General features: G+C 59.7%; 21 protein-coding genes and 3 pseudogenes. 9 read left to right on the top strand and 15 right to left on the bottom strand.

The genetic code is table 11. The annotated features are described in order from the left end of the window. Nucleotides 1-44 precede the first annotated feature (44 nt). Both Q7F16_RS28935 and Q7F16_RS28930 read left to right on the top strand, forming a co-directional pair. Nucleotides 45-539, top strand: a pseudogene (locus tag Q7F16_RS28935) (response regulator transcription factor); the annotation flags it as partial. Next, the gene (locus Q7F16_RS28930; RefSeq protein WP_409557454.1) at nucleotides 540-1,400 is read left to right on the top strand and encodes a sensor histidine kinase; all 861 of its coding nucleotides are present in this window, start codon (nucleotides 540-542) and stop codon (nucleotides 1,398-1,400) included. Nucleotides 1,401-1,417: 17 nt separating this feature from the next. On the opposite strand, the gene Q7F16_RS28925 is transcribed toward Q7F16_RS28930, so the two are convergent. The 4 genes from Q7F16_RS28925 to Q7F16_RS28910 all read right to left on the bottom strand — a co-directional run bounded on the left by Q7F16_RS28925 (nucleotide 1,418) and on the right by Q7F16_RS28910 (nucleotide 4,853). Continuing rightward, entirely contained in the window at nucleotides 1,418-2,491 is a 1,074-nt protein-coding gene (locus tag Q7F16_RS28925; RefSeq protein ID WP_409555317.1) for a DUF2955 domain-containing protein, read from the bottom strand. Beyond that, nucleotides 2,481-3,611 (bottom strand): HlyD family secretion protein, encoded by a 1,131-nt coding sequence (locus tag Q7F16_RS28920; protein ID WP_082097871.1) that lies wholly within the window; start codon nucleotides 3,609-3,611, stop codon nucleotides 2,481-2,483. Before Q7F16_RS28920 ends, Q7F16_RS28925 begins: the two co-directional genes overlap by 11 nt. A gap of 74 nt (nucleotides 3,612-3,685) precedes the next feature. Further along, the gene (locus Q7F16_RS28915; protein ID WP_033062676.1) at nucleotides 3,686-4,204 is read right to left on the bottom strand and encodes a transporter suffix domain-containing protein; all 519 of its coding nucleotides are present in this window, start codon (nucleotides 4,202-4,204) and stop codon (nucleotides 3,686-3,688) included. A gap of 139 nt (nucleotides 4,205-4,343) precedes the next feature. Then, the gene (locus tag Q7F16_RS28910; RefSeq protein WP_024616700.1) at nucleotides 4,344-4,853 is read right to left on the bottom strand and encodes an Lrp/AsnC family transcriptional regulator; all 510 of its coding nucleotides are present in this window, start codon (nucleotides 4,851-4,853) and stop codon (nucleotides 4,344-4,346) included. 199 nt (nucleotides 4,854-5,052) lie between these two features. Here Q7F16_RS28910 and Q7F16_RS28905 point away from each other — a divergent pair, with 199 nt between their 5' ends. From Q7F16_RS28905 to mdeB, 4 genes are all read left to right on the top strand, one after another. Further along, nucleotides 5,053-6,069, top strand: a complete 1,017-nt coding sequence (locus tag Q7F16_RS28905; protein ID WP_003200489.1) for a 1-aminocyclopropane-1-carboxylate deaminase — start codon at nucleotides 5,053-5,055, stop codon at nucleotides 6,067-6,069. A 175-nt stretch (nucleotides 6,070-6,244) separates the two neighbouring features. Continuing rightward, complete coding sequence (locus tag Q7F16_RS28900) at nucleotides 6,245-6,706, top strand: hypothetical protein (RefSeq protein ID WP_014338922.1); 462 nt, start codon at nucleotides 6,245-6,247, stop codon at nucleotides 6,704-6,706. A 56-nt stretch (nucleotides 6,707-6,762) separates the two neighbouring features. Continuing rightward, nucleotides 6,763-7,185, top strand: coding sequence for a hypothetical protein (locus Q7F16_RS28895; protein ID WP_053178896.1), 423 nt, complete (start codon nucleotides 6,763-6,765; stop codon nucleotides 7,183-7,185). Then, the gene (gene mdeB, locus Q7F16_RS28890) at nucleotides 7,182-9,881 is read left to right on the top strand and encodes an alpha-ketoglutarate dehydrogenase (protein WP_409555318.1); all 2,700 of its coding nucleotides are present in this window, start codon (nucleotides 7,182-7,184) and stop codon (nucleotides 9,879-9,881) included. Before Q7F16_RS28895 ends, mdeB begins: the two co-directional genes overlap by 4 nt. A 1,164-nt stretch (nucleotides 9,882-11,045) precedes the next feature. Here the strand turns inward: mdeB and Q7F16_RS28885 are convergent. The 7 genes from Q7F16_RS28885 to Q7F16_RS28855 form a co-directional block, all read right to left on the bottom strand. Beyond that, nucleotides 11,046-12,191 carry a M20 family metallopeptidase gene (locus tag Q7F16_RS28885; protein ID WP_409555319.1) on the bottom strand — a complete coding sequence of 382 codons (1,146 nt, stop codon included), beginning with the start codon at nucleotides 12,189-12,191 and terminating at the stop codon, nucleotides 11,046-11,048. Continuing rightward, complete coding sequence (locus Q7F16_RS28880; RefSeq protein WP_053187323.1) at nucleotides 12,188-13,612, bottom strand: M20 family metallopeptidase; 1,425 nt, start codon at nucleotides 13,610-13,612, stop codon at nucleotides 12,188-12,190. The genes Q7F16_RS28885 and Q7F16_RS28880 overlap by 4 nt, the downstream gene beginning before the upstream one ends. Then, on the bottom strand, nucleotides 13,609-14,598 hold the full coding sequence (locus Q7F16_RS28875) for an ABC transporter ATP-binding protein (protein ID WP_046062895.1): 990 nt from the start codon (nucleotides 14,596-14,598) through the stop codon (nucleotides 13,609-13,611). The genes Q7F16_RS28880 and Q7F16_RS28875 overlap by 4 nt, the downstream gene beginning before the upstream one ends. Continuing rightward, nucleotides 14,595-15,611, bottom strand: a complete 1,017-nt coding sequence (locus tag Q7F16_RS28870) for an ABC transporter ATP-binding protein (RefSeq protein ID WP_079301258.1) — start codon at nucleotides 15,609-15,611, stop codon at nucleotides 14,595-14,597. Before Q7F16_RS28870 ends, Q7F16_RS28875 begins: the two co-directional genes overlap by 4 nt. A 15-nt stretch (nucleotides 15,612-15,626) precedes the next feature. Beyond that, nucleotides 15,627-16,529 carry an ABC transporter permease gene (locus Q7F16_RS28865; RefSeq protein ID WP_046062893.1) on the bottom strand — a complete coding sequence of 301 codons (903 nt, stop codon included), beginning with the start codon at nucleotides 16,527-16,529 and terminating at the stop codon, nucleotides 15,627-15,629. 9 nt (nucleotides 16,530-16,538) lie between these two features. After that, entirely contained in the window at nucleotides 16,539-17,456 is a 918-nt protein-coding gene (locus Q7F16_RS28860; RefSeq protein ID WP_409555320.1) for an ABC transporter permease, read from the bottom strand. A gap of 104 nt (nucleotides 17,457-17,560) precedes the next feature. Further along, nucleotides 17,561-19,081: an ABC transporter substrate-binding protein gene (locus Q7F16_RS28855; RefSeq protein ID WP_409555321.1), complete on the bottom strand. Its 1,521-nt coding sequence runs from the start codon at nucleotides 19,079-19,081 to the stop codon at nucleotides 17,561-17,563. A 185-nt stretch (nucleotides 19,082-19,266) separates the two neighbouring features. Here Q7F16_RS28855 and Q7F16_RS28850 point away from each other — a divergent pair, with 185 nt between their 5' ends. Next, nucleotides 19,267-20,184 carry a LysR substrate-binding domain-containing protein gene (locus tag Q7F16_RS28850; protein ID WP_018605341.1) on the top strand — a complete coding sequence of 306 codons (918 nt, stop codon included), beginning with the start codon at nucleotides 19,267-19,269 and terminating at the stop codon, nucleotides 20,182-20,184. A gap of 81 nt (nucleotides 20,185-20,265) precedes the next feature. Here the strand turns inward: Q7F16_RS28850 and Q7F16_RS28845 are convergent. Next, nucleotides 20,266-20,760, bottom strand: a pseudogene (locus Q7F16_RS28845) (MFS transporter); the annotation flags it as partial. 2 nt (nucleotides 20,761-20,762) lie between these two features. Here Q7F16_RS28845 and Q7F16_RS28840 point away from each other — a divergent pair. Then, nucleotides 20,763-21,161, top strand: a pseudogene (locus Q7F16_RS28840) (SbtR family transcriptional regulator); the annotation flags it as partial. Between the two features lie 119 nt (nucleotides 21,162-21,280). Here the strand turns inward: Q7F16_RS28840 and dctA are convergent. Next, nucleotides 21,281-22,588 (bottom strand): C4-dicarboxylate transporter DctA, encoded by a 1,308-nt coding sequence (gene dctA, locus Q7F16_RS28835; protein WP_046062880.1) that lies wholly within the window; start codon nucleotides 22,586-22,588, stop codon nucleotides 21,281-21,283. A 101-nt stretch (nucleotides 22,589-22,689) separates the two neighbouring features. Beyond that, nucleotides 22,690-23,859 carry a mandelate racemase/muconate lactonizing enzyme family protein gene (locus Q7F16_RS28830; protein WP_409555322.1) on the bottom strand — a complete coding sequence of 390 codons (1,170 nt, stop codon included), beginning with the start codon at nucleotides 23,857-23,859 and terminating at the stop codon, nucleotides 22,690-22,692. Nucleotides 23,860-23,958: 99 nt separating this feature from the next. On the opposite strand from Q7F16_RS28830, the gene Q7F16_RS28825 reads away from it, so the two are divergent. After that, complete coding sequence (locus Q7F16_RS28825) at nucleotides 23,959-24,834, top strand: LysR family transcriptional regulator (RefSeq protein ID WP_003200555.1); 876 nt, start codon at nucleotides 23,959-23,961, stop codon at nucleotides 24,832-24,834. A gap of 99 nt (nucleotides 24,835-24,933) precedes the next feature. On the opposite strand, the gene Q7F16_RS28820 is transcribed toward Q7F16_RS28825, so the two are convergent. Continuing rightward, complete coding sequence (locus tag Q7F16_RS28820) at nucleotides 24,934-25,512, bottom strand: sarcosine oxidase subunit gamma (protein WP_046062877.1); 579 nt, start codon at nucleotides 25,510-25,512, stop codon at nucleotides 24,934-24,936. Between the last annotated feature and the right edge of the window lie 2 nt (nucleotides 25,513-25,514).

The following is a 25,514-nucleotide window of genomic DNA, read 5'->3' as shown; positions in this document are numbered from 1 at the left end:
CGCTGGGGACTGAGCAAGACACTGTACCGACTGAAGCCAGCGATATGCATGAGCGATCGTCACCGAGCACAGCAAGCACAACCGAGCAGCGCCACCTGCGTTTCGACGATGGCCGCCATGTCAGTCGCAACGACCGGGCGTCGATGGACGACGCGGACGAGCAGCACTCGGAACACGCCTTGCGATCCAAAGTGCTGGTGGTAGACGACAGCCCGGAAATGCTTGGCTATCTGAGCGAGCTGTTGCGCGACGACTACAGCGTAGCCACCGCAACTGATGGGGAGCAGGCCTGGGCACTCCTGCAGCGTCGGCCCATTGATGTCGTCGTCTCGGATGTGATGATGCCGAAGCTCGACGGCTTTGGCCTGACCGCCAGAATCAAGGCCAGCGCCGGTTTCGCCCATTTGCCGGTGATCCTGGTGACCGCCCGCGGCGGCAGCGAGGCCTGCGTCTCCGGGCTGGAGAGTGGTGCCGATGACTATATCGCCAAACCCTTCTCGCCATTGGAGCTCAAGGCTCGCATACGCGCGGCGCTACGCATGAGCCAGGTGCAAACCGAACTGAATGCAAAGTCCCGTCAGGCGGGCATGGCCGAAATCGCCACGACTGTGTTGCACAACGTTGGCAACGTCCTCAACAGCGTGAACGTATCGGCAGAACTGGTCAGCAGCCAGATGCGCACCTCCAAGGCCCAGGGGCTGGGCAAGGTGGCGCAAATGATGAACGAACACGTCCATGACCTGAGCGATTTTCTCACCAAAGACCACAAGGGAAAGATGCTGCCTGATTACCTGCTCAAGCTGGCGAAAGTGGTGGCGCAAGAGCAACAGGGCATCATCGAAGAACTCGAACAACTCACCAAGGGCATTGACCACATCAAAACCATTGTCGCTGCCCAGCAGTCCTATGCCGTTGCTGTCAGTATTGTCGAGACAGTGCCGGTCGCAGAGTTGATCGACGATGCCTTGCGCATGAGTGCTGGATTACTGGCGCGCCAGGAAGTGACGGTGGTCAAGGACATTGCCGACTTGCCCCTGCTGCCCCTGGACCGGCACCGGATGCTGCTGATTCTGGTGAACCTGATCAACAATGCCAAGCAGGCGTTGGACGGCGTGATCGATCGCAGCCGATGCGTCACGTTCGGCGCGTCTCTCGCTGACGGGGCAGTATTGCGTATCACGGTGGCCGACAACGGTAATGGGATTGCGCCTGAGCACCTGGCGCGGATCTTTTCCCATGGTTTCACGACGCGCAAAGACGGTCACGGTTTCGGCCTGCACAGCTGTGCGCTGGCCGCGCAGGAAATGGGTGGCAGCTTGACCGTGCGCAGCGACGGGGCCGGACAGGGCGCAACCTTTATCCTCGATATTCCCCTTGATGCTCCGTTGAGTAAACGATGAACACTGGACCGCAGAGGCTAATGGTCGACGGACGATAGGCTGCGATGGGCGTTGGCCGTCTCGGCCGGCCTGACGCCCGCCCTTGGCCACAGCAGCGCGGCCAGGCCAATGGCATAGACAACCGCAAACAGCACGTAGGCGATCCGGGTGGAAAACAGCTGGGGCGTTTCTGTCGGCAACGGTGATACACCGAGCCCGAACAGAATAAGGAAAGTCATGAGCCCCCCGCCGAATACTTTGCCAGCGGTGTTGCCGATGGCGGCCTTGCCGGCAAACAGCAGGCTTACCAGCAGCAGGATCAGCGCCACCAGCCACAGGGTCGGCCGCAGTTCGAACAGCGTAAAGGCCAGGGAAGCCACCACCCCGCCCAGCAAGTTGACCATCACCAGGCCAAGGGCGGTGCGGCTGCTCATGCCTAGCGAAAACTGGCTAAGCAACGAGGCCACCGTGATGGGGACGACCATCGCCGTGGCCAGCCGCGGGTCGCTCAGGCACAGGGCAACCATAGCCAGCAGAATCGCCGCGCTGGCCATGGCCTGGTGAATCACCAGGGTCAGCTCGCGCGGCTGTGGGATTTGCTGGTCGGTATGTTCACCAGCAGGGTCGGGCAGCAGCGCATGGGCGCTCCAAGTCAGCAGCAACCCCAGGCTGACCGCCTTGACCAGCACTAGCACGATGGACTCGCCCAGATCGCGCTGCACGATATCGAGCATCGGTACCACAATGGCAATGACCAGCATCAGCGCCGGCCCCGCGCCGCCCCGTTGTTGGCCTTGCGCGGTAAAACAGGCGAAATAAAACAGCCACAGCACTGGCAGGAGCACCCACGGTCGATCACCGAGGATGCCGGTCATACACACCAGCAGTGCGCCGGTCAGCAGACTCACCAGCAACGTTATCAATCCCTGAGACAACGCTGGTGCGCGGCGGCTGGCCAAGAGGAACTGGATGGCGAACAAGGGCGCTAGAAAAGGCAGGATGTCGCCCAGGACCAGACCCGTGCACAAGCCCACGGTCGCTGCCAGGGCGACGCGCAATCCCTGGCGCTTGATCCGCAGCAGCTCCAGCGCAGCTTGCCCATCAATTGACATAATTCAGCCAGGCGCCCAGGCGTGTCATGAATGCCCCCAGCGCGTTAGTCACGCGGTTGTCATCGGTGTAGATCACCACGGTCACTTGCGAGCCGTAGCGGGGGCCGATCGGGTGCGGTTCCTCCACGAGCAGGCGCACCGGAAAGCGCTGCGGGTCGCGCACCCAACCACTCTCGTTGCGCACCGAGGGCAGGGCGGAGTTGCTGCTATCCTGTTGCGCGACACCCCAGCCGACGCTTTCAACGCGGCCCTTGAACACGCGGCCTGGCAATACATCGAACACCAGTTCCGCCGGGTCGTCAGCCTGCACATGCTCCAGGCTGTTTTCCTTGAAGGCGGCAGACACCCATACGGTGCCTCTGTCGATGAAGGTCAGTGCCGGTTGGCCAGCGCTGACGACCTGACCCACGGCGAGCTGGAGATGGGTGATCACGCCATCGGCGGGTGCAATGACTTCGGTACGCACCAGGTCGAGCCGGGCTTTTTCCAGTGCGGCCAGGGCTTGCTTGAATTGCGGGTTGTCGTTGCCTTTGGGCCCTAATTGCTGACGCGCCCGCTCCAGGTCGGCTTGGGCTTTGCTCACGGCCGCCTCGGCGGAGCTCAGCGAGGCCTTGGCTTCATCCTGGCGCGCCGGGGCGAACACACCGCGCTCGACCAATTGGTTCACCCGCCGGGCTTGCTCGCGTATGTTGTCACGCTGCGCGCGCGCCGACACCAGCTGTGCCTGGGCGGCATCCACCGAGGCGGTGCTGGCACCCAACGCCTGGCCGGTTTCTTCCAGCCGCGCTTCAGCCTCGCTGACGACAAGCTTGTAGGGTTGCGGGTCGATACGAAACAGCACCTGGCCAGTCTTCACCCGGGCATTGTCGAGCACCGCAATTTCTGTCACACGACCACCCACCTCGGCAGCCATTTGCACGACATAGGCTTGCACCACGGCTTGCGACGTCGAGGGCGTGCGTCGTTCCATAAAAATGGAGAGGGTAAACAGCACGGCGATCAACACCGCCACACCTAGTGCAATGCGCCGCAGCGGATTGGCTGGCGCAGGCTTTTCAGGAGGCGGTTCAGTTTGGCGCTCAGGCTCGACGGAAACGGGAGAATTCTGTGTTTCGGGCATATCGGCACCTGTAAGTCATGGCGCTTCAAGAACAACTGACAGCGCGCCGGGGGGGAGGCGATCCGGGCGTTGACTCAGACCGGGTCGGAGGCAGTGACCCGTGCGGTTCGGATAAACAGCGCGCGCAACTTCTCCCAGAAATTGCCACCCAGTACAAAGAAGCTGCCAACCAACAGTGCATCGCCCAGCAGTTGCAATGCCCAGCTATTGGGGCGCAGACCGGGCGCGAGGGTGTCGACATAGGGTTCGAGAAAGGAGCACACCAACGGCAAGCAGAACATCACCAGGCCAATACGGTGGCGGGTGACGCTTACCTCCTGCTCAGCGCTGGGCACAAGGCCCGACACGTAGCTGAACACATGCTGCTTGAGCTCTTGGAAACCCGCCTTGCCCATCACGGCGATCACCAGCAGCAACAACACCTTGTTGATGATGAACAGGGCGCCGGTGATAGCGGCGATGGTGGAGCGGGGCACATCCGCTGCCGCTGCCAGTGGCACCAACAACCACAGCGTGAGCATTAGACAAAGAATGGCGATGCCTAACTTGAAACGCCATTTCGCGGACGTTGCCGGAGACTGTGCCGTGGTCATGCTGCCTTACCTTTCTTGAACATTGTTATTGGTTATGGCCTGGAGCGAAATTGAGCTTAGCAGCTGGATTGCCAACGCATTCAGTCGTGTCAGGTTTTCTGCGCATGCCCCCCGATGCCTGCTCGCTCTGAGTGGAGCCTCAAAGGGGGATGTGGGTTGTCGACAAGACCTGGCGCAAGCCCATGAACGAGCGAATCTGGCGAACCCCCGGCAGGTAAAGCAATTGCTCGGCGTGGAGCCGGTTGAAACTGTTGCTGTCCTTGGTGCGCAGCAACATGAAGTAGTCGAACTCCCCCGTCACCACATGGCACTCCATGCAGCCGGACACCTTTTGTGCGGCCGCCTCGAATGCGGCGAAGGATTCCGGTGTGGAGCGGTCCAGCACCACGCCGATCAAGACCACCATCCCCGCATCCAGCGCTTCATTGTCCAACAGGGCGACGATGTTCTTGATCAGGCCGACCTGCTTGAGCCGCTCGACGCGCCTGAGGCAGGCCGGGGCACTCAGTTTCACCTTCTCTGCAAGCGCCACGTTGGAGATGGAGGCATCCCGTTGCAGGGCCTTGAGAATCGCGCGGTCGGTTCGATCCAGTGGCTGTGGCACTGGGGCCGTAGTGCCCGGCTTCTTGTGAGTGTTTGTTGCTCTCATATTGAATTCCACGCATTAAAAGTATGTTCGACGTGCCTTCATGGAAATTATGTTTTTCCAAGTGATGGAAACTTGCAACACATATTTTTGGAATTCTTCTTAATATTGAACTCATCGAAGCCCCTCTGGAAAGAGCCTGGAATGCGGCCTTTTCCCTTTCGGTCTGGCGCTTGGATATCCCATATCAAGGAGCAGAGTCATGAACCTGAATCGTTTTGAACGTTATCCATTGACCTTCGGTCCTTCGCCCATCACGCCCTTGAAGCGCCTCAGTCAACATCTGGGCGGCAAGGTCGAGCTGTATGCCAAACGTGAAGACTGCAACAGTGGCCTGGCCTTTGGTGGGAACAAGACGCGCAAGCTCGAATACCTCATTCCCGAAGCGATCGAGCAAGGCTGCGATACGCTGGTCTCCATCGGCGGCATCCAGTCGAACCAGACCCGCCAGGTCGCTGCCGTCGCTGCCCACTTGGGCATGAAGTGCGTGTTGGTGCAGGAAAACTGGGTGAACTATTCCGACGCGGTGTATGACCGCGTCGGTAACATCGAGATGTCGCGGATCATGGGCGCTGACGTGCGGCTTGACGCCGCTGGCTTCGATATTGGCATTCGGCCAAGTTGGGAAAAGGCCATGAGCGATGTCGTGGAGCAGGGTGGCAAACCGTTTCCGATTCCGGCGGGTTGTTCCGAGCACCCCTATGGCGGCCTCGGTTTCGTCGGCTTTGCCGAAGAAGTGCGGCAGCAGGAAAAAGAACTGGGCTTCAAGTTTGACTACATCGTGGTCTGCTCGGTGACCGGCAGTACGCAGGCGGGCATGGTTGTCGGTTTCGCCGCTGACGGTCGTTCGAAGAATGTGATTGGTATCGATGCTTCGGCCAAGCCGGAACAGACCAAGGCACAGATCCTGCGCATCGCCCGACACACGGCTGAGCTGGTGGAGTTGGGGCGCGAGATTACCGAAGAGGACGTGGTGCTCGATACGCGTTTCGCGTACCCGGAATATGGCTTGCCCAACGAAGGCACATTGGAAGCAATCCGACTGTGCGGCAGCCTTGAAGGGGTACTGACAGATCCGGTGTACGAAGGTAAATCGATGCACGGCATGATTGAAATGGTCCGTCGTGGCGAATTCCCCGAAGGTTCCAAAGTGCTTTACGCACACTTGGGTGGGGCGCCGGCGCTGAACGCCTACAGCTTCCTGTTTCGTAACGGCTAAGCGTAGAACTGCTTTTGGAGTCATCTGTGGGAGCCCCTGTGGGAGCGAGCTTGCTCGCGATTGAGTTGGTTCAGTGCCTACAGAGGTAACTGACAAATCGCTATCGCGAGCAAGCTCGCTCCCACAGGGAATTGTGTCAGCCTTTAGGCTCAGGAATCACGCCGGGAGTACCACCATGCATGCGATATCGCAGTCTGCAATCTGGGTGAAAGAACCGCTGGCGGATACCGGGGTCGTCATCGTGACCAGCGCCGCGTTGCCCAAGTACCTGATTGACAAGTTGCATATGGAGATCGACGACTGGGACCAGGTTGCTTATCTGGTGGTCCAGCAATCCAGGGCGTTCATGCTCGACTGGTTGCAGTTTGGGTCCAACCCGATAGATACGGCGCCGGCGACCACTTGCCGGGCCAGCCAACTGCTGCGCGGCGTATCCAAAGGCTGCTTTTTACTGGATGTCGAAGTCAGCCCGATACCCCGTCTCACCTGGCTGGGATCAGTCTGCGGTCACCCACTGCGTGTCCTCAAACTGGAAGACGCAGCCTCCCATGCAGCGATCGATAAACAGGTGGAAGAGATTTTATCGGTGACCCGGACACTGGTGAAAAGCGGGTTGCAAGAGCGTTGTTTCATCTAGCGAAAGTCATCGCCACACACGCCTGAATTTATGACCCCAATGGAAAGGCCGCACTCATGAGCCGATCTGCCGACTGTCGTTCTAAAACCACGAAGTGGATGCGTGAACCTTCGAGCTGTACCCGCATCGTTGTCATAGTGTCCGCAATTGACAGTGATCATATTGACCTGATGCATCATGGGTTCAGCTGTTTTGACAATATCGCGCTGGTACAGGTCGAACCTTCGGATACAGGGGCTGACAGGTGCGTTGAAGTACACGTAGCGGGGTGTGATTACAGCTTTCTCGTTTGCGGTGAACTTGAAGAGTATCTGTTGAACAATCTTTCCATTGGCAATCCGTGCATCTACCAGATAGGGCAAGACAGCTGGGCCGAGCGCTCCGTCATTGACGCGGTAGAGCAAGTCAAAAAACTCGCCCGATTGAGCTATTCGCGCCACCTTGAAGCGTTGCCCGACATTTGCAGGAGATGCCCATGAACCTGTCCGATATTCATGCCCAATGGCCGGGCCAGACCACTGAAGATGCTCAAGAAGTTGCTGAATGGCGGGACGCCTTGCTGTCGGTTATCGCCCATAGCGGCACGGCACAGGCCAAACAGATTCTCGACATGCTGGTGGCTGTGGCAAGCGCCTCGGACATCGATTGGCGGCCCAGCCATGGCACGCCTTACATCAATACCATCAGTGTTGAGTGCCAGCCGGTGTTTCCAGGGGACCTGGCTATCGAAGAACGGCTGGCCTCGATCATGCGCTGGAATGCGTTGGCCATGGTTGCCAGGGCGAACTACGCCTATGGCGAATTGGGCGGCCATATCGCCAGTTATGCCAGCGCGGCGGATTTGTTCGAAGTGGGCTTCAACCATTTTTTCAAAGCGCGAACCGAAAGGAGCGGTGGCGATCTGGTGTTCTATCAGCCGCACTCGGCGCCAGGGGTCTATGCCCGGGCGTTCCTCGAGGGACGCCTGGAAGAAAAGGATCTGCTGCATTATCGGCAAGAAATCGGCGCGCGCGCCAAGGGTGCCCGAGGTCTGTCGAGTTACCCGCATCCCTGGTTGATGCCGGACTTCTGGCAGTTTCCAACAGGCTCCATGGGCATCGGTCCGATCAGCTCGATCTACCAGGCGCGCTTCATGCGCTACCTGGAGCATCGAGGCCTGCAAGACACCTCCGGGCGAACCGTCTGGGGCGTGTTTGGCGACGGGGAAATGGATGAGCCGGAAAGCATGTCGGCACTGACGCTGGCCGCGCGGGAAGGGTTGGATAATCTGGTCTGGGTGGTCAATTGCAACCTGCAACGGCTGGACGGGCCGGTGCGTGGCAATGGTCGCATCATCGACGAGCTGGAGGCGTTGTTTGGTGGTGCAGGCTGGAACGTCATCAAACTGGTTTGGGGCGCCGACTGGGACGGCTTGTTTGCGCGCGATGCGGATGGCGCGCTGGTCAAGGCGCTATCGAGCACCGTCGATGGCCAGTTCCAGACGTTCGCGGCAAAAGACGGGCGCTTTAACCGTGATCATTTCTTTGGCCAGAACGAGGCATTGGCGCAGTTGGCACAAGGCCTGACCGATGAACAGATCGACCGCCTGAAACGTGGCGGTCACGACATGGTGAAGATCTTCGCCGCCTATCAACGCGCGTTGCTCGAAGGCAAGAAACCCACCGTGATACTGGCGCAGACCAAGAAGGGCTTCGGCATGGGCGATGCCGGGCAGGGCAAGATGACCGTGCACCAGCAGAAGAAGCTCGACAGGGAGGCGCTGATCGCGTTCCGCAATCGCTTCAACCTGCCGTTGACCGATGAACAGGCCGCCTCGTTGAGCTTCTTCAAACCCGATGAAGACAGTGCTGAAATGCGCTATCTGCATGAGCGTCGCCGTGCATTGGGCGGCTACATGCCATCGCGTCCTTCGACTGCCGAATCATTGGCGGTGCCTGATGTCAGCAGCTATGGCGCGTTTGCCATTGCTGCCGAAGGCAAGGAAATGTCCACCACCATGGCGTTCGTCCGAATGCTCAGTGGTCTGCTGCGGGACAAACAACTGGGCCCACGCATCGTGCCGATCGTGGCGGATGAAGCGCGTACGTTCGGCATGGCCAGCCTGTTCAAGCAGATCGGTATTTATTCCAGCGTGGGGCAGCGATATGAGCCGGAAGACATCGGTTCGATCCTGAGCTATCGAGAAGCGCTGGACGGCCAGATTCTCGAAGAAGGCATCAGCGAGGCCGGGGCGATCAGTTCCTGGGTTGCAGCGGCGACCAGCTATTCGGTGCATGGCTTGCCGATGCTGCCGTTCTACATCTATTACTCGATGTTCGGCTTCCAGCGCATCGGCGACCTGATCTGGGCGGCGGCGGATCAACGGGCCCGCGGCTTTCTGCTTGGGGCCACCGCCGGCCGCACGACATTGGGTGGCGAAGGCCTGCAGCACCAGGACGGCAACAGTCATCTGATGGCGGCGATGGTCCCCAACTGCCGTGCCTACGATCCGGCATTTGCCGGCGAGTTCGCGGTGATCCTGGATCACGGCATGCGCCAGATGCTGGAGCGCCAGGTGGACGAGTTTTATTACGTCACCTTGATGAACGAGAACTACCCGCAGCCCAACCTTCCTGAAGGCGTTGAACAGGCGATTATCAAGGGTATGTATCGGTTCGCCCGGCATGAAGTCGAGGGTGCGCGTGGAAGTGTCCAGTTGTTGGGTTCCGGCGCCATCCTGCGCGAAGTGATTGCCGCCGCCGAGTTGCTGGCCAGCGATTGGGGCATCGACAGTCAGGTCTGGAGCGTTACCAGCTTTACCGAGTTGGCAAGTGATGCCCGTGAAGTGGAACGCTGGAACCGACTGCATCCTGGACAGCCTTCGCGCCGCAGTCATGTCCAGGGGGCGCTCAACGACTCGGCGCCGATCATTGCCTGTACTGACTATGTTCGCGCCTTGCCGCAGTTGATCGCCAGTTATCTCGATGCCCGCTACACCGTACTGGGCACCGACGGATTTGGCCGCAGCGATACCCGCGACCAGTTGCGCAGGTTCTTCGAAGTGGACCGCCACCAGATTGTCTTGAGTGCGCTGACTGCCCTGGTGCACATGGGGCGCCTCGATGCCAGTGTGTGTGCTGAGGCCATTGAGCGGTACGCCATTGATGTGGACGCGGTGGCCCCCTGGGACGCTTGATTTCAATAGGGGGGTGTATATCCGTTGCTGCGGTAACGGCCGCTTATGGTTCCGCTTTTACAGCGGGTCACTTTCGAAAAGCCCGGAAGCCGGCCCAGTCGAAAGTAACCAAAGCGCTTTTGCCCCACCACTTGGTGCCTCGCTTAGGCTCGGCATGCCTGAACGAAGGCATTGCTCCGTGGGCCGCCGCGAAGGGCCATCCATGGCCCAGCGCGGCTAACCCGGCATCCATGCCGGGTTGCCCACTGCGCAATACCTTCGTTCAGCCAGCGTGGTTAACGGGGCGCCGAGATCAACGTCCACTGCGAGGCGGCCTAGTAGCCGACCTGGTTCTTGATGGGACCGTGTTTCTCCTGTGGGGCTTGCTCGCGAAGGCGGTGTGTCAGTTTGCGGTGATGTTGGATGTGCTGGCCTCATCGCGAGCAAGCTCGCTCCCACAGGTGATTCTGGGTGTCCATGAGTCTTGTGTTCACCGCAGGCCCATTGTGGGAGCGAGCCTGCTCGCGATAGCGGTGGTTCAGTCACATGGATGTTGGGTTTGCTGGCCTCTTCGCGAGCAAGCTCCCACAGGTTTTGCGGTGCACATGGATTTTGTGTCTGCCAAAGATCCAATGTGGGAGCGAGCTTGCTCGCGATAGCGGTGGTTCAGTCACATGGATGTTGGGTTTGCTGGCCTCTTCGCGAGCAAGCTTGCTCCCACAGGTTTTGCGGTGTGCATGAGTTTTGTGTCTGCTGAAGATCCAGTGTGGGAGCGAGCCTGCTCGCGATAGCGGTGGTTCAGCCACATCCGTGCCGAAATGTACCCCGCTCTTGCTCTTGCTCTTGCTCTTGCTTTAGATCTTGATCTGGGTGCCCCGTTAAACCACGCTGGCCGAACGCAGGCATTGCGCAGTGGGCATCCCGGCATGGATGCCGGGATAGCCGCGCTGGGCCATGGATGGCCCTTCGCGGCGGGCCCACGGAGCAATGCCGGAGTGAGGGCATGCCGAGCCTAGGCGAGGCACCAAGTGGTGGGGCAAAAGCGTTTTGCTTACTTTTGCGCTCTTCAAAAGTGAGCCGCTGTAAGAGCGGAACCGCCAGCCGCCGTTACCAAAAAAACGGATATACACACCCCCCGTCCAGAAAAACGCGAATAGATTCCCCCCAAAAAAAGCCTCAACTACCCTAGCCAACAGCCAGAATAGTCGCCACCAACGCCAGAGCCCGAGGCACCAGCGTATCCAGTTCCAGGTACTCACGCTCGGTATGAACCTTGCCACCCACCGGCCCCAGCCCACACAGGGTTGGAATGCCCAGGCTGGCAGTGAATCCAGAGTCAGCACAACCACCGGTGAACTCGCCCTCCACACTGAAACCCAGCGCCAAGGCCTTTTGTTGGTAGATCCGCAGCAGCCGTTCGCTGTGACGGGCTTCCATCGGCAGGAAAGTAGTCGCTTCCTTGAGGATGGCGCGGGTGCCGATCAGCTCTTCTTCCGCGACGATGCCCAGGATCGCGGTAAAAATCTGATCCCAGTGCTCAAGTTCGATGAAGCGCACGTCCAGTCGGGCAGAGGCGCTAGGCGCGACGGTGTTGCTGGAGGTGCCACCGGCTATCAGGCCAACATTGGTCGTGATGCCTGCCGCGTAATCGGTCAAGGCATGGAGCTTGACGATCTTGCGTGCCAGGGCTTCGATGGCACTGGCGCCGTCGGCATGGTTGACCCCGGCATGCGCCGCGCGGCCGCTGACTTCGATGATCAGCGTGGCACCACCTTTGCGTGCGCTGACCACGTTGCCGCTGGCCCGGCCGGGTTCGGTATTGAGCACGGCACGCGCGCCACGGGCGGCTTTTTCGATATGGGTTCTGGCGCTGCCGGAGCCGATTTCTTCGTCTCCGGTGTACAGGACTTGCACCGGATAGGGCAACTCACCGGCGCGCTTGAGAGCCTTGAGCGCGAAGCAATTGAGCACCAGGCCGCCTTTCATGTCGGCGACGCCGGGGCCATAGGCGAGGTTGGCGTCGCGGCTGTAGCCGCGAGTCGAGGTGGTGCCTTTGGGGAACACCGTGTCGCGATGGCCCAGCAGCAGCACCGGCTTTCCAGAGGCGCCTGGTACTTCGGCGAGCATCACGTCGCCAAAATCATCGACCGGCATGCGCTTGAGCAGGATGCCGTCGGCTTCCAGTTCAGCCGCGAGCAGTGCGCCCACCGCGTCGACGCCCGCCTTGTCATAGCTGTTGGAGTCGGTGTCGACGATACGCTGCAGCAGCGCTTCCATGGCGTGGCGCTGGCCGGCAAGCCAGTCCAGCGCCTGTTGTGGCGAGTCGCTCATTGCGCCTGCTCCCGCAACTGATGTTCCTGAGTCAGGCGTGCCGCGTCGTTGCCCAGGTCCCAGAACAGACCAGCCATGATTTGCAGGCTTTCCTTGACCACCGGTGCCAGCAGGTGCTCGTTCGGCGCATGTTGCGAGCAGGCCGGGTACGAGTGCGGCACCCACAATGTTGGCAGGCCGAGCACGTCCGCAAACACGTCGTTGGGCAGCGAGCCCCCGAGGTTTGGCAGCAGCGCAGGTTTTTTGCCGGTGGTCTGTGTCAAGGAGCTGAGGGCCCAATTGACCCACGGGCTTTGCGGGTCCAGCCGAGTGGCATGCATCACATCGATGCGGCTTTGCTTGACCTCGACATTGCTGAAGCCATGGGCATCCAGGTGGGCACGAACAGCCGGGATAAAGGTCGTGTAGTCGCTGTTCACCACGAAGCGGATATGGCAGTGGGCATTGGCTTTACCAGGGATCGCATGCACGGGGGCATCCGGGTTTCCGGTCTTGAAGGCGATGACGTCGAGGGTGTTCCAGCCGAATACTTTTTCGCTCAGCGAGAGCTGCGGGTTACCCCAGTTGGCGTCGATGTCCGGATCGCCCGGTCCGCCACCCACGTCAATGTCGGCCAGTGCCTGGCGAACCGGCTCCGGCAGTGTCTCGGGCTGCAGGCCTGCCACCTTCACCCGGCCCTGTTCATCGATCATGCTTGCGATGGCATTGGCCAGAATGATGCCAGGGTTGGCCAGCAAGCCGCCCCAGTTGCCAGAGTGATGGGCGCCTTCGCGCAAATTGACCACCAGCTCGAAGTTGAACACCCCGCGTGAGCCGAGAAAAATCGTCGGTCGGGATGCCGCCAGGCGTGGGCCGTCCGAGGCGATGAAAACATCCGCCGCGAGCTCTTCGCTGTGGGCGGCACAGAACGCATTCAAGCCCGGCGAGCCTTCTTCTTCGCCCATTTCCAGCAGCAGTTTGACGTTAAAACCCAGCTTGCCGTCGCGAGCCTTGAGCGTTTGTTCCAGCGCGGTCAGGTTGATCAGGTGCTGGCCTTTGTTATCCGCCGTGCCGCGGCCGTACCAGCGATCGCCTTCGACGGTGACTTGCCACGGTGACAGGCCTTCACGCCATTGCGCTTCATAGCCGCGCACCACATCACCGTGGCCGTAGCTCAGTACGGTCGGCAGTTCTGGATGCTCAATGCGTGTGGCGATCATGAAGGGGCCGCGATCCGCCACCGGGTTGTCATAGATCTTGACGCTGAAGCCCATGGCCTTGACATGCGGGGTGATGAAGTCATTGAGGTAGCGATACAACTCGGGCTGGCTGTCCGTTGCCTGGCTTTCGGTGGGCAAGGCGACGCTACGTTCGAGCAGATTGAAAAAGGCGCCGTTGTCGAATTGCTCTGTGGTGTTGCTGATGGCCAATGAACGACTCATGAGTGGACAAGCTCCAGTGTTTGGGCAGGATTGTCGTGAAGGTGGCAACGCACGTTGCCCCCGATAATGGAATCATTGGCCGGGTAGGCCGTTTTGCACGGTGCGAAGCAGCTCGGGCAACGCGGGTGGAAAGCGCAACCGGACGGCGGTGACATCGGATTGGGAAAGGTGCCGTGCAGGCCGATATCGGGAATGCCCAGGTGCGGATCGGGGGTGAGCACCGAATCCAGCAAGGCGCGGGTATAAGGGTGGCCGGGTTCAGCAAACAACGATTCGCGCGTACGTTCTTCGACGATGCGCCCCAGGTACATCACCGCTACCCGGTCGGCGAGGTGTTCGATGACCGCGAGGTTGTGGCTGATCAGCAGATAGGTCAGGCCGAATTCGCGCTTGAGGTCTTGCAGCAGGTTGAGAATCTGCGCCTGCACCGACACATCCAGTGCTGAGGTGGGCTCGTCGCAGATCAACACATCGGGGCGCATGATCAGCGCCCGTGCGATCGCGACTCGCTGGCGTTGTCCGCCGGACAGCTGGCTCGGGTAGCTGTCGATCACCCGCTTGGGCAGGCCGACCACATCAAGCATCGCTTCGGTCTTCTTGCGCCGCTCGGCGGGGTTGCCGATGTCATGCACGATCAGCGGCAGGGTAATGATTTCGCGCAGGGTCTTGCGTGGGTTCAGCGAGGAATACGGGTCCTGGAATATCGGCTGAATGTGCCGGGACATTGCCTTGCGATCAGTCGCCGCCAGATGTTTGCCGTTGACCAGCACATCGCCGCTGGTAGGCGGCAGCAGACCGAGCAATAGCTTGGCCAGGGTACTTTTTCCGCAACCGGACTCACCTACCAGACCGAGGGTCTCGCCCCGCATCAGGCGCAGGGAAACGCCATCTACGGCCTTCAGGGTGGCGGCGGGTTTGAAAAACCCCTGGTTGATCCGAAACTCGCGACGGATGTCACACAGCTCCAAAGCGATGTCTTTTTTCATGACCGTGCACGCTCCTGAAGGCGAATCGGTGCCGGGGCCGGTGCGGCGAACAGGCAGCGCGCCATGTGTCCGTCCTGTTCGACTTCGGGGATGTTCTGCGCGCAGGTCGGTATCGCCTGAGCGCAACGATTGCGGAACGCACAACCTTGCTGTTCACCTACCAGGCTTGGCACCAGGCCTGGAATCGAACCCAGCGCCTCACCCGGTTTGGTCTGGCCAGGGATTGGAATGCTGGCCAGCAGACCACGGGTGTACGGATGCTGCGGGTTCTCGAACAGTTGCAGGGCAGGGGCGGTTTCGACGATTTCCCCGGCATACATCACCGCGACCCGATCGGCGATCCGTGCCACCAGCCCAAGGTCGTGAGTGATGAAGATCACCGCCAGGCCGAGTTCTTTCTGAATGTCGCGAATCAAGCGCAGGATCTGCGCTTGAATGGTCACGTCCAATGCGGTGGTGGGCTCATCGGCGATGATCAGGTCCGGTTCGCACATCAACGCCATGGCAATGATCACCCGCTGGCGCAAACCGCCAGACAGTTGATGCGGATACTGCCGCAAGCGCTCGGTGGCATTGCTGATGCCGACTTTCTCCAGCATCCGCCCGGCGCGAACCAGGGCATCCTTGCGCGACACCTTGCGATGCCGGGTGAGCACTTCGCTGAGTTGGTCGCCAATGCTGTAGGCCGGGTTCAGAGAGGTCATCGGTTCCTGGAAGATCATGGCCAGGCGATTGCCGCGCAGGTCGCACATGTGCCGTTCGCTCTGGCCGATCATGTCGATACCGTCCAGCGTCAGTCGGGACGCCGTGCGTTTGGCCTTGCGTGGCAACAGGTCCATCAGCGCCAGCGACGTCAAGGATTTACCGCAGCCGGATTCGCCGACGATGCACAGCATTTCTCCGCGCTCGACTTCAAAGTTCAGACCGCGCACTGCATGCAGCGTGTCATCCGGCGTCGGGCTGTTGCCCATGGGGATATCCACGCGCAGGTTTTCTACATGGAGTAGTGCCATGTTAGGTACCTTCTATCAGTTACGGCCGTCGGGCAGGATCAGATCGCGCAGGCCATCGCCGACCAGGTTGATGCCCAGCACCAGGATCATCAGGGCAACGCCGGGAATGGCGATGACCCACGGGGAAAAGAACATGTAGGGTTTGCCTTCGGCGATCATCAAGCCCCAGGACGGCGTTGGCGGCTGCACACCTACCCCGAGGAACGACAGTGCCGACTCCAGCAGGATCGCGTGGGCCATTTCCAGCGTTGCGACGACGATCAGCGCGCCGACCAGGTTGGGCAGGATTTCGCTGAGCAGAATGCGCAGGGTCGAGCAGCCCAGCGCCTGGGCCGAGGCCACATATTCAGCATCGCGAATCTGTTGCACCGAAGCCCTGACCACCACGGCGAAGCGATCCCAGAGCAGGCAGCCGAGCAGCACAATCACCACTTTCAGCGAGCCGCCCATCAGCGAGGCCGAGGCCAGTGCGACCATCACCACCGGCATCGCCAGCCGGGTGGTGATCAGGTAGCTGATGAACGCATCGACCTTGCCGCCGTAGTAACCCGCCAACAGCCCCATGACGGTGCCGATAAAGCCGGAAATAAGCGCCGCCGCAATGCCGATGAACAATGAAATACGTGCGCCGTAGAGCAGTCGTGACAGGTAGTCACGGCCCAGCTTGTCGGTTCCCAGCACGTATTCCCAGGTGCCGTTGGCCATCCATACCGGCGGCTTCATACGCAGCATCACGTCTTGTGCATAAGGGTCATAAGGTGCCAGCCACGGCGCGAAGAGTGCCCCCGTGAAGATGATCAGCAACAACACCGTGCCGATGGCGAAACCACGATGACGAAAGCTCTTGCCAAGGACTCGGCTCAGGCTGCTGGGGGGTGGCAGGTAGTCATTGATCGCGAGGGTAGTGGGGGTGCTCATGTAAGCCTCCTAGCGCACGCGAATGCGTGGGTCGAGCAGTGCGTTGAGCACATCGGCCAGCAAGGTGAGGATGATGTAGATCACTGCGATGAGCAGGACCACGGCCTGTACCACCGGAAAGTCATCACGGGCGATGGCGTCCCAGGCGAGTTGTCCGATACCTTGCAGGGAGAACACGGTTTCGATCACCACCGAACCGCCGAGCATGAAGCCAAACTCCACCGCCGCCAGGGCGACGACCGGAATCAAGGCGTTGCGCAGTGCATGCTTGAACAACACGCGGGCAGGGCGCAGGCCCTTGGCGCGGGCGGTGCGGATGTAATCGGAACTGAGCACATCGAGCATGCCGGCACGGGTCAGGCGCATGATTGCCGGAGTCGCGTAGTAGCCCAGGGCAATGGCCGGCATGACGAAGTGCAGCAGGGTCGAGTTGCCGGACACCGGCAGCCACTTGAGCGTCACCGCGAACACCACGATCAGCATCAGCGCAAACCAGAAACTTGGCATTGCCTGACCCAGTACGGCAATGCTCAAGGCCAGTCGGTCAACCCAGGTGTCGCGTTTGACCGCGGCCAGCACACCCAGTGGAATCGCCACCAGCAAGGCGATAGCCAGCGCCATGGCGCCTAACCCGAGGGTGATCGGCAAGCGGCTGGCGACGAGGTTGTAGACCGACTCCTGAAAGAAAAACGAGTTGCCCAGGTCCAGCCGCAACAAATCGCCCAGCCAGTTGAAGTACTGGGTCGGTAGCGGTTTGTTCAAACCGTACTGCACGCGGATCTGTTCGATCTGCTCGCTGGTGGCTTCCGGTCCGCCAATGGCCGTGGCCAGGTCGCCGGACAGGTGCAAAAGAGAAAAGCTGATCACCGACACGGTAATGGCAACGCAAATGGCGATGCCCAGACGGCGCAGAAGGAATCCAAGCATGGCAAGTTTCCTCATATCCAATGGATGACAGGTGTGAGGACGTGTCCGTGGTGCGGGTCAGTCCGCAGCCACGGGACCTCTCGATCAATCCGCTCGGTGGCGGATTACTTCCAGCTGGACAGAACGAAACGCGGTAGCTCATCCGGGTAGGGCGTGAACGCCAGGTCGGAGGTATAGGCGTAGTTCATCGAGTAATTGAACAGCGGCGCCCAATAGGCCTGCTCGCTGATGCGCTGCAACGCCTTTCGGTAGTTGTCCTTGCGCACTTGCGGGTCGAGGGCGTTGTCGGCGGTCTGCAACCAGCCCTGGACCTGCGGATCCTTGATGTTGTCGTCCGGGTTGCCTTTGAACCAGGTCCCAGCGGACGCCGATGTGTCGAGAATCGAGAACGAACCCCAGGCCTGGAACGATATCGGCACTTTGCCGCCACGTTGTTGGTCGCGCAGGGCGGCGTACTTCAAGTAGCGCAGCTTGGCATTGATACCCACGGCACGCAGGTTGCCGATGATCGCTTCGACGTAATCACGGTCGCGGTAAGCGAAGATTTCTGTCTCAAAGCCATTCGGATAACCGGCTTCAGCGAGCAGCGCCTTGGCCTTGGCTGGGTCATAGTTGTAGACCGTGGCTGCCGTGGTGTCGCAACCGAACTGCCCCGGATAGCAGGCGACTTGCAAGGGTTTGGCTTCGCCGCCCACCAGTTGTGAGGCCAGTGCATCGCGGTTGATGGCATGGTTGATGGCCTGACGCACCTTAAGGTTTTTCATCGGTGAGTTTTCAGTCGAGGTGCCACGAGCATCGAGGATCAGGAAACCGATGCGCATGGTTTCGCCGCTGGTCACGGTCAGGTTCGGCATGCTCTTGAGGTTGACTGCCTGGTCTGGTGCGACGCGCCAGGTCCAGTCAACACCGCCGGTCATCAGCTCGGCCAGACGGGTTTCCGCATCAGGGATCACTCGGAACTTGAGGTGGCCGATATGCGGTTGGCCTTGTGGGCTGTCCTTGAAGTAGTCCTTATTGAGCGCCATGGTCACGCCTTCGCCCGCCACTACTGACACAGCTTTATAGGGACCGGTGCCAATCGGTTTACGACTGAATTCAGCCAGGCCGACTTTCTCGAAATACGTTTTGGGGAACATCGGTACGGCGTTGGACAGGTATTCCAGTGCCGCGGGAAAAGCTTTTTTCAAATGCAGGCGGACGCTGTAGTCACCGGTTTTTTCAGCGCTTTTGATCCAGTCGACGTTTTGCACGGTAACGACTTTCGCTTCGGGCGACACCACGTAGTTGAGGGTGAACACCACGTCGTCGGCGGTGAAGGCGTCGCCGTTGTGAAATTTGACGCCTTTGCGCAGCTCAAAGTCGAGAGTGGTGTCGTCGACCTGTGTCCAGCGGGTGGCCAACATGGGTTTGTATTCGCCGCTGGTGGGGTCGCGGTAGATCAGGTTGTCCCAGATCAGCCGGCCGAGAATCACCCCTTCGCGTAGATCGTTGTGATAGGGGCTGATGTTTTCAGGCTCGCTGTCGGAAGCGTAAACCAGGGTGTCGTTGGCTTTACCGGCATGCGCCGGAAAACTGCTGATGAGGCCCATCAGCGCAAAACTGCAGGCGAAACCTTTGATGCCCATGCCGTCGTCTCCGTTGGCGAGAGTGGTTGAATCAAAGGGCAGCGAATCGCAAATGCGTAAAGGAGGAAGAGAAGGTCAGGTCATGTTTTTTTGGTCTGGACACGAATGTAGGGAAAGGCTATCAATGCCACAAGAATAATATTTCGATACTTGCGTTGCCGAAAAGGCAATCCATGGGGGCGCCGATGCAACTGTATGGTGTGCAGTCCACGGCACTGCGTTATTTTCTGGAAGTCGCGCGATGCGGATCGATCAGCGATGCCTCCGTGCGCTTGAATGTCGCCGCGTCAGCGGTGAGCCGACAGATTGCCAAGCTCGAGTTGGCCCTGGATGCCAGCCTGTTTGAGCGTCGCGCTCGAGGCATGGTGCTCAGCGAGGCGGGGGCGCGACTGGCGGCTTATGCGCGCAAGTCGCAGCTTGAGGCCGAGCAGGTGGTGCTGGAGATTACCGAGCTGCATGGCTTGCAGCGGGGCCATGTGCATGTTGCCTGCTCGGAAGGCTTTGCACTGGAATACATGCCCAGGAGCATCAGCGCGTTCCGGCGTGAGTACCAGGGTATTCATTTCACCTTGGAGGTCTGTGCGCCTGCCGAAGCGACCGAGAAGGTGCGTTCCGGCGAAGCCGATCTGGCGATGACCTTCAGCCTGACGCCGCAAAAGGAGATCAAGGTCGAACATGTCCTGAGCGGGGCGATTTTTGCCGTGGTCGCCAATTCCCATCCCTTGGCCGGGCGTGAAGCGGTCAGCCTCGCCGAGCTGCAGCCCTGGCCCATTGCGTTACCCAAGGCCGACACCACGATACGGCAGCTATTCGACATCTGTTGCGGTGTACAGGGGCTGCTGTTCGACCCGGTGTTGACCACTAACTACGTTGCCGCGCTCTACAGCTTCGTCCGCGAAGAAGGCGTTATCAGCCTGGCCAGCGAAATGACCTTGCAAAAGCAGGTGGCGGACGGGGTCCTGCAATGCGTGCCGATCCTTGACGAAGGCATGCAGGCACGACGCATCGAACTGCAAAGCATGGCTGGCCGCAATCTACCGGCAGCGGTGTGTGCCTTCAGGGATTTTCTGATTGCGGACCTGGCGAAAGCGAAGCGTCTCTGAAAAGAGGCGCTCTGTGAGGCTTCGGCGGGGCAGGCCTTGCTCCGAAATGCGCGTCGGGTGATGGCGGTCGGGGACTTCACGTTACTTTTTCACAATACCCATCCTGCGACCACTCATGAAGCACAGCAGGCCGCCCATCGCGGTCAGCGCGCTCAACGCATAGAACATCGTCGGTGCCGGGGTGTGCATCAGCAGGTATCCGCAGATCACCGGGCTCAGGGCGCCGCCGAGCGCTGCCAGGTTTTGAGCGCCGTAGTAGCTGCCGCGCAGCTCTTCCGGGGCCAGGGTATCGACGAAAAGGAACTCGGCCGGGTAAATGATCATTTCACCGAGGGTGAAAATGAACATCGCCACGCACCAGCTCACCATGTCGTCTGCCAGGCTGAAGCCGATCAGGCCAAGCACGAACAGGCTGGTGCCCGCGGCAATCCAGTAGCGCAGCTTCTCGCGATCGAGGAACCGGCCGATCTGGTATTGCAGCACAATTACGGTGATGGCGTTGCAGGCGAGCAGGGCGGCCATGATGTCCAGCGCGCGTTTGGAGTCGTGGGTCACCAGCAGGTATTGCGACAAATAGGCAGCAAGTGGCCTCGTTGGCGGAACAACTGCTCGCGACAAAACCCCCTAAGGAGGCCCTCCGAGAGTGGATGGACTGCCTCGTTGAATATGCAATGACAAAGTCGGGACTTGCGGCCGCGATACGGCAAGCAGCCTCTACTTACGAGTTCCCAGGGAAGTCGGGATACGCGCCAGTCCAGGCAGCGGCCGAGTTGCTTTTGAGGGCTAATGAAAAGGCCGGAACGATTCGTAGCGGGGTTACCCACGACGACTTTTTTCTAGCCACTGCCGGAATATGGCAAGTAGATTCCCAGAGCGAATGGCGCTCACGTCTTGCCAGATTGATGGACCTGGTGATGGATGGGTTATGCGCTGGCAGCCCCGAAAGCCTGAAGAAGAAACCGTCCAGCACTGAGTGATCGCAGGGGAGTAGAGCGGCTATCAAGATCGTCTTTCAAGCGAAAGCGCAAGATTACTGCCGCTGCATCACGACCGGTCATGCCGTATTCGAAGCTGCATGACCGGTGCGCTTTGCGGATTACTTTTGCGCCAGCAATGCCTTTCTTGCTGCCTTTTCGTTTTTCATGGCGGCGATTTCACGTTCGCAGGCCTCGACATCGAACGAGTTGTCCCACTTGGCAATGGCGATGGTGCCAATGCCGTTACCGATCAAGTTGGTCACCGCCCGTGCTTCGTTCAGGAACCGGTCAATGCCCAAGAGCAAAACCAGGCCAACCAGGGGGATGGAGTGAATGGTTGTCAGCGTGGCAGCCAGCGTTACGAATCCCGCACCCGCCACGCCAGCCGAGCCTTTTGAGGTCAGCAGGAATACGCCCAGCAGAATCATCTGATCCACAAATGTCAGCGGCGTATTGGTCGCCTGGGCGATAAAGATGGCGGCCATGGTGAGATAGATGCAGGTGCCGTCCGCATTGAAGGTGTACCCGGTTGGCAACACCATGCCCACGACGGATTTTTTGCAGCCAAGCTTTTCAAGCTTCACCATCATTCGCGGCAGCACGGCTTCGGTTGAGCAGGTGCCAAGGGTGATGAGAATTTCATCTTTGAAATAACGCAGAAACTGCATGAGCGGCATGCCCGACCATCGAGCAACCGCACCCAGCACGACGACGATGAAAATCAAGGTCGTGAGATAGAGCGCGACCAGCAACTGGCCGAGCGACAGCAAGGTACCAATCCCGTATTTGCCGATGGTGAACGCCATGCCGGCACCGGCACCAAGCGGCGCCAGGCGCATGACCATTGCAACGATCTTGAACAGGCCTTGCAGGAACAGATCAAGGGTGTTGATCAGCGGCTTGCTGGTTTCGCCCATTTGAACCAGGGCAACACCCATCAAGACCGAAAGCAGGATGACCTGGAGCATGACGCCATTGGAGAAGGCGCCGATGAAGGTTTGCGGGATGATATTGAGAAAGAACTCAATGGCGCCACCTTGCTCACTGGCAACTTGGCTGTATTTGCTGATGGCACCGCCATCCAGCGTGCTGGCGTTGATGTTCATACCGACGCCAGGCTTGATGATGTTGACCACGATAAGGCCGACGACCAGGGCGATGGTGGAAAGAATCTCGAAGTAGATCAGCGCTTTTACGCCAATCCGTCCGACCTCCTTGATACTGCCCATCTTGGCGATGCCGACAACGACCGTACCGAAAATAATCGGCGCCAACAGCATTTTGATCAGTTTGATGAAGCCATCGGCAAAGGGTTGGAGCTTGGCGCCGATATCAGGCACGAAGTAACCGATTGCTGCACCGAGCACGATGCCGATCAGCACTTGAACATACAGCTGGCTGTACCAGCGGGATTTGGAGATTTCCACGGGAGCACCTCATTTTATTTTTGTGATGGGCTGTGGCTTGGCGTCGAGAGGGGACACCGGGTGTTGCGGCCTCTTTGACAGAGACCGCAGATCGAGGGTGATCAGTCTTCGCCCAACTCACGCATTACGGCGTACAAAGCGGACTTGGCTTCGAAGCCGACACCTGGAATATCCGGCAGGCCGACGTAGCCATTTTCGACACGGATGCCGTCAGCGAAGCCGCCAAAAGGCTGGAACACGTCGGGGTACGATTCGTTACCGCCAAGATGCAGACCTGCTGCGATGTTCAGGGACATTTGGTGACCACCATGCGGAACTACGCGGCGGGAAGACCAACCCACTTCCTCCATCACCTTGAGGGTGCGCATGTACTCCACAAGCCCGTAGGACAGCGCGCAGTCGAACTGGAGGTAGTCGCGATCAGGGCGCATGCCGCCGTGGCGCAGCAGGTTGCGGGCGTCCTGGTGGGAGAACAGGTTTTCCCCGGTGGCCATGGGCAGTTCATAGTGATTGGCGAGCTCGGCCTGGAGTGCGTAATCCAGTGGATCGCCGACCTCTTCGTACCAGAAGAGGTTGTACTTCTTGATGGCTTGCGCGTAAGCAATACCGGTCTGCAGATCGAAACGACCGTTGGCATCGACGGCTAGCCGACGACCGTCGCCAACCACTTCAAGTACTGCTTCGATGCGACGGATATCTTCGTCCAGTGGCACCGCACCGATCTTCATCTTGACGACGTCGTAGCCACGATCCAGATAGCTCTGCATTTCCGCCTTGAGCTTGGTCTGGTCTTTGCCAGGGTAGTAGTAGCCGCCCGCCGCATAGACCCAGACCTTGTCATCGGCCACGCCGTTACGGTAACGGTCGGCCAGCAGGCGATACAGCGGTTTGCCTTCAATCTTGGCGACGGCATCCCATACGGCCATGTCGAGGGTGCCAACGGCAACCGAGCGCTCACCATGGCCGCCTGGCTTTTCGTTGGTCATCAAGGTTTTCCAGATGGCGAACGGATCCAGGTTGTTGTTGGCATGGTCGATGAGCGTGTCTGGATCAGCTTCCGTAATACGCGTCAGGAAACGATCACGCATCAGTGCGCCCTGGCCATAGCGGCCATTGGAATTGAAACCGTAGCCGATGACAGGCTTTCCGTCGCGAATCACATCTGTGATGACAGCGACAACCGAGCAGGTCATTTTCGAAAAATCGATGTAGGCGTTAGCGATTGGGGAGGCAATGGAAACTGTTTTTTCACGAATGTCTACGATGCGCATGACGGGGTCCTCTTGTTGTTTGTAGCCCCACGTTAGGCTTTGCGATGTCACCCGCCCAATGCTATTAATGCCGCACCCTATGCACAGGAGGCATGGCCCGTGGAACTCGTTTGGCTTGAGGATTTTTCAGCGCTTGCGGAGTACGGCAGCTTCGTTCGGGCAGCTGAGGCGCGGCACGTTACGCAGCCGGCATTCAGTCGCAGAGTGCGCTCGCTGGAGAGCTGGATGGGGGTGCAATTGTTCGTTCGAACGCCTCAGGGCGCGACGCTGACTGAAGCCGGGAGGCAAATTTTGCCAAGTGCCCAGGAGGCTGCCAGGCGCTTGTACAGAATGCGCAACGAGGCTCAAGAGGTTGCTGGGATGGCTGCCAGGTCGCTTCAATTTGCGGCAACGCATTCCCTGTCGTTTACATTTTTTCCCAGGTGGCTTCGAAGCTCGGAGAGCGGTGCCCCCATCGAGGCTGTGCAACTGCACTCCGATAGCATGGCTGTTTGTGAGCAGATGCTGATACATGGCCAGGTTCAGTTTCTGCTCTGCCATCGCCATCCCGATGTTCCACCTTTGCTCGCCCCAGATCAGTTCATCGGCAAAAAGGTGGGTGAAGACGTTCTTGTTCCTCTGGCGAGTGCTTCTGCCAACTTCGGCACCTCGCCTGCGGCATTGCCATACCTGGCTTACACCCATGAGTCTGGACTGGGGCGTATCGTCGCCCACAGGCTGCGAGGCAAAGAAGATTACCTGCACCTCAAGCCACTTTTCAGCAGCCACCTTGCTGCGGTGCTGATGTCCATGGCCCTGGAAAGCAAAGGCGTGGCCTGGCTGCCCAAGAGCCTCACGGAGCAGGAAATGCTGGATGGACGCTTAGTCAGAGCGCTCGACGAAAGCTGGGATATACCGCTGGAAATTCATCTGACCCGTCCAACAGCGCCACTCAGTCAATCTGCCGAAGCGTTCTGGGCCCGGGTGGGGCCGTGACCCGGCGCGTTTCAGGTGACGTGCTGCGTTGCCCAATAGTGATAGGGGTGACGTGTCTGTCGCATGACTGCCTGGTGACACGTCAACGCCCCCAGAAGGTCAAGGCAATGAGGTTGGGCTATACGGACTGACCTCGAACTCCTCCAGAGCATCCAGCAGCGCGTCGTTGAAGTATTGCTTCGAGGCGCGATCCCACAGGATATGAAAGGCCGGTGCCTCCACACTTCCCGTATGGATCACGATCACATTGATCCGCGCCGCCGATGTCTGCGCCACCGCCCCTGGCTTGAAGGCCGGGAAGCTGAGGTCGACCCCGCAGAGCTTGGCCATCACCTGGGCAATCGCACCTCCGCTGAGCACCAGGCAGGCGTGGCTGTCCTGGCGGGGCAGCAGGTAGTTGGCCTGGTGGTCGAGTTCCCAGCGCGCCTCTTCATCGGCAATCCGCTGACCCTGATCCTGGGGGCTGCCCAGCAACACATATTCGGTCTGTGACAGGCGCGCCACCCAGCTGCCGTCGGCCTGGGCGGTGGCGCGGTTGGGGGCGTCCGGCAGGGTGAAGCCGCGCGCGGTGAGGTACTCGGCACTGTGGCTGCCACGAAAACCGACCCGGGGCAGGTCGGTCTGGTCGACCAGATGGTACGGTTGCGTGATTGGTTCGTGGTCTTTCAGACTGGTCATGG

Origin of the sequence: Pseudomonas sp. Lb2C2, assembly GCF_052112205.1 — a bacterium.
GTDB lineage: Bacteria > Pseudomonadota > Gammaproteobacteria > Pseudomonadales > Pseudomonadaceae > Aquipseudomonas > Aquipseudomonas kilonensis.
Note: the sequence above shows the minus strand (reverse complement) of the source record. Positions and strands in the feature narration are given on the sequence as shown.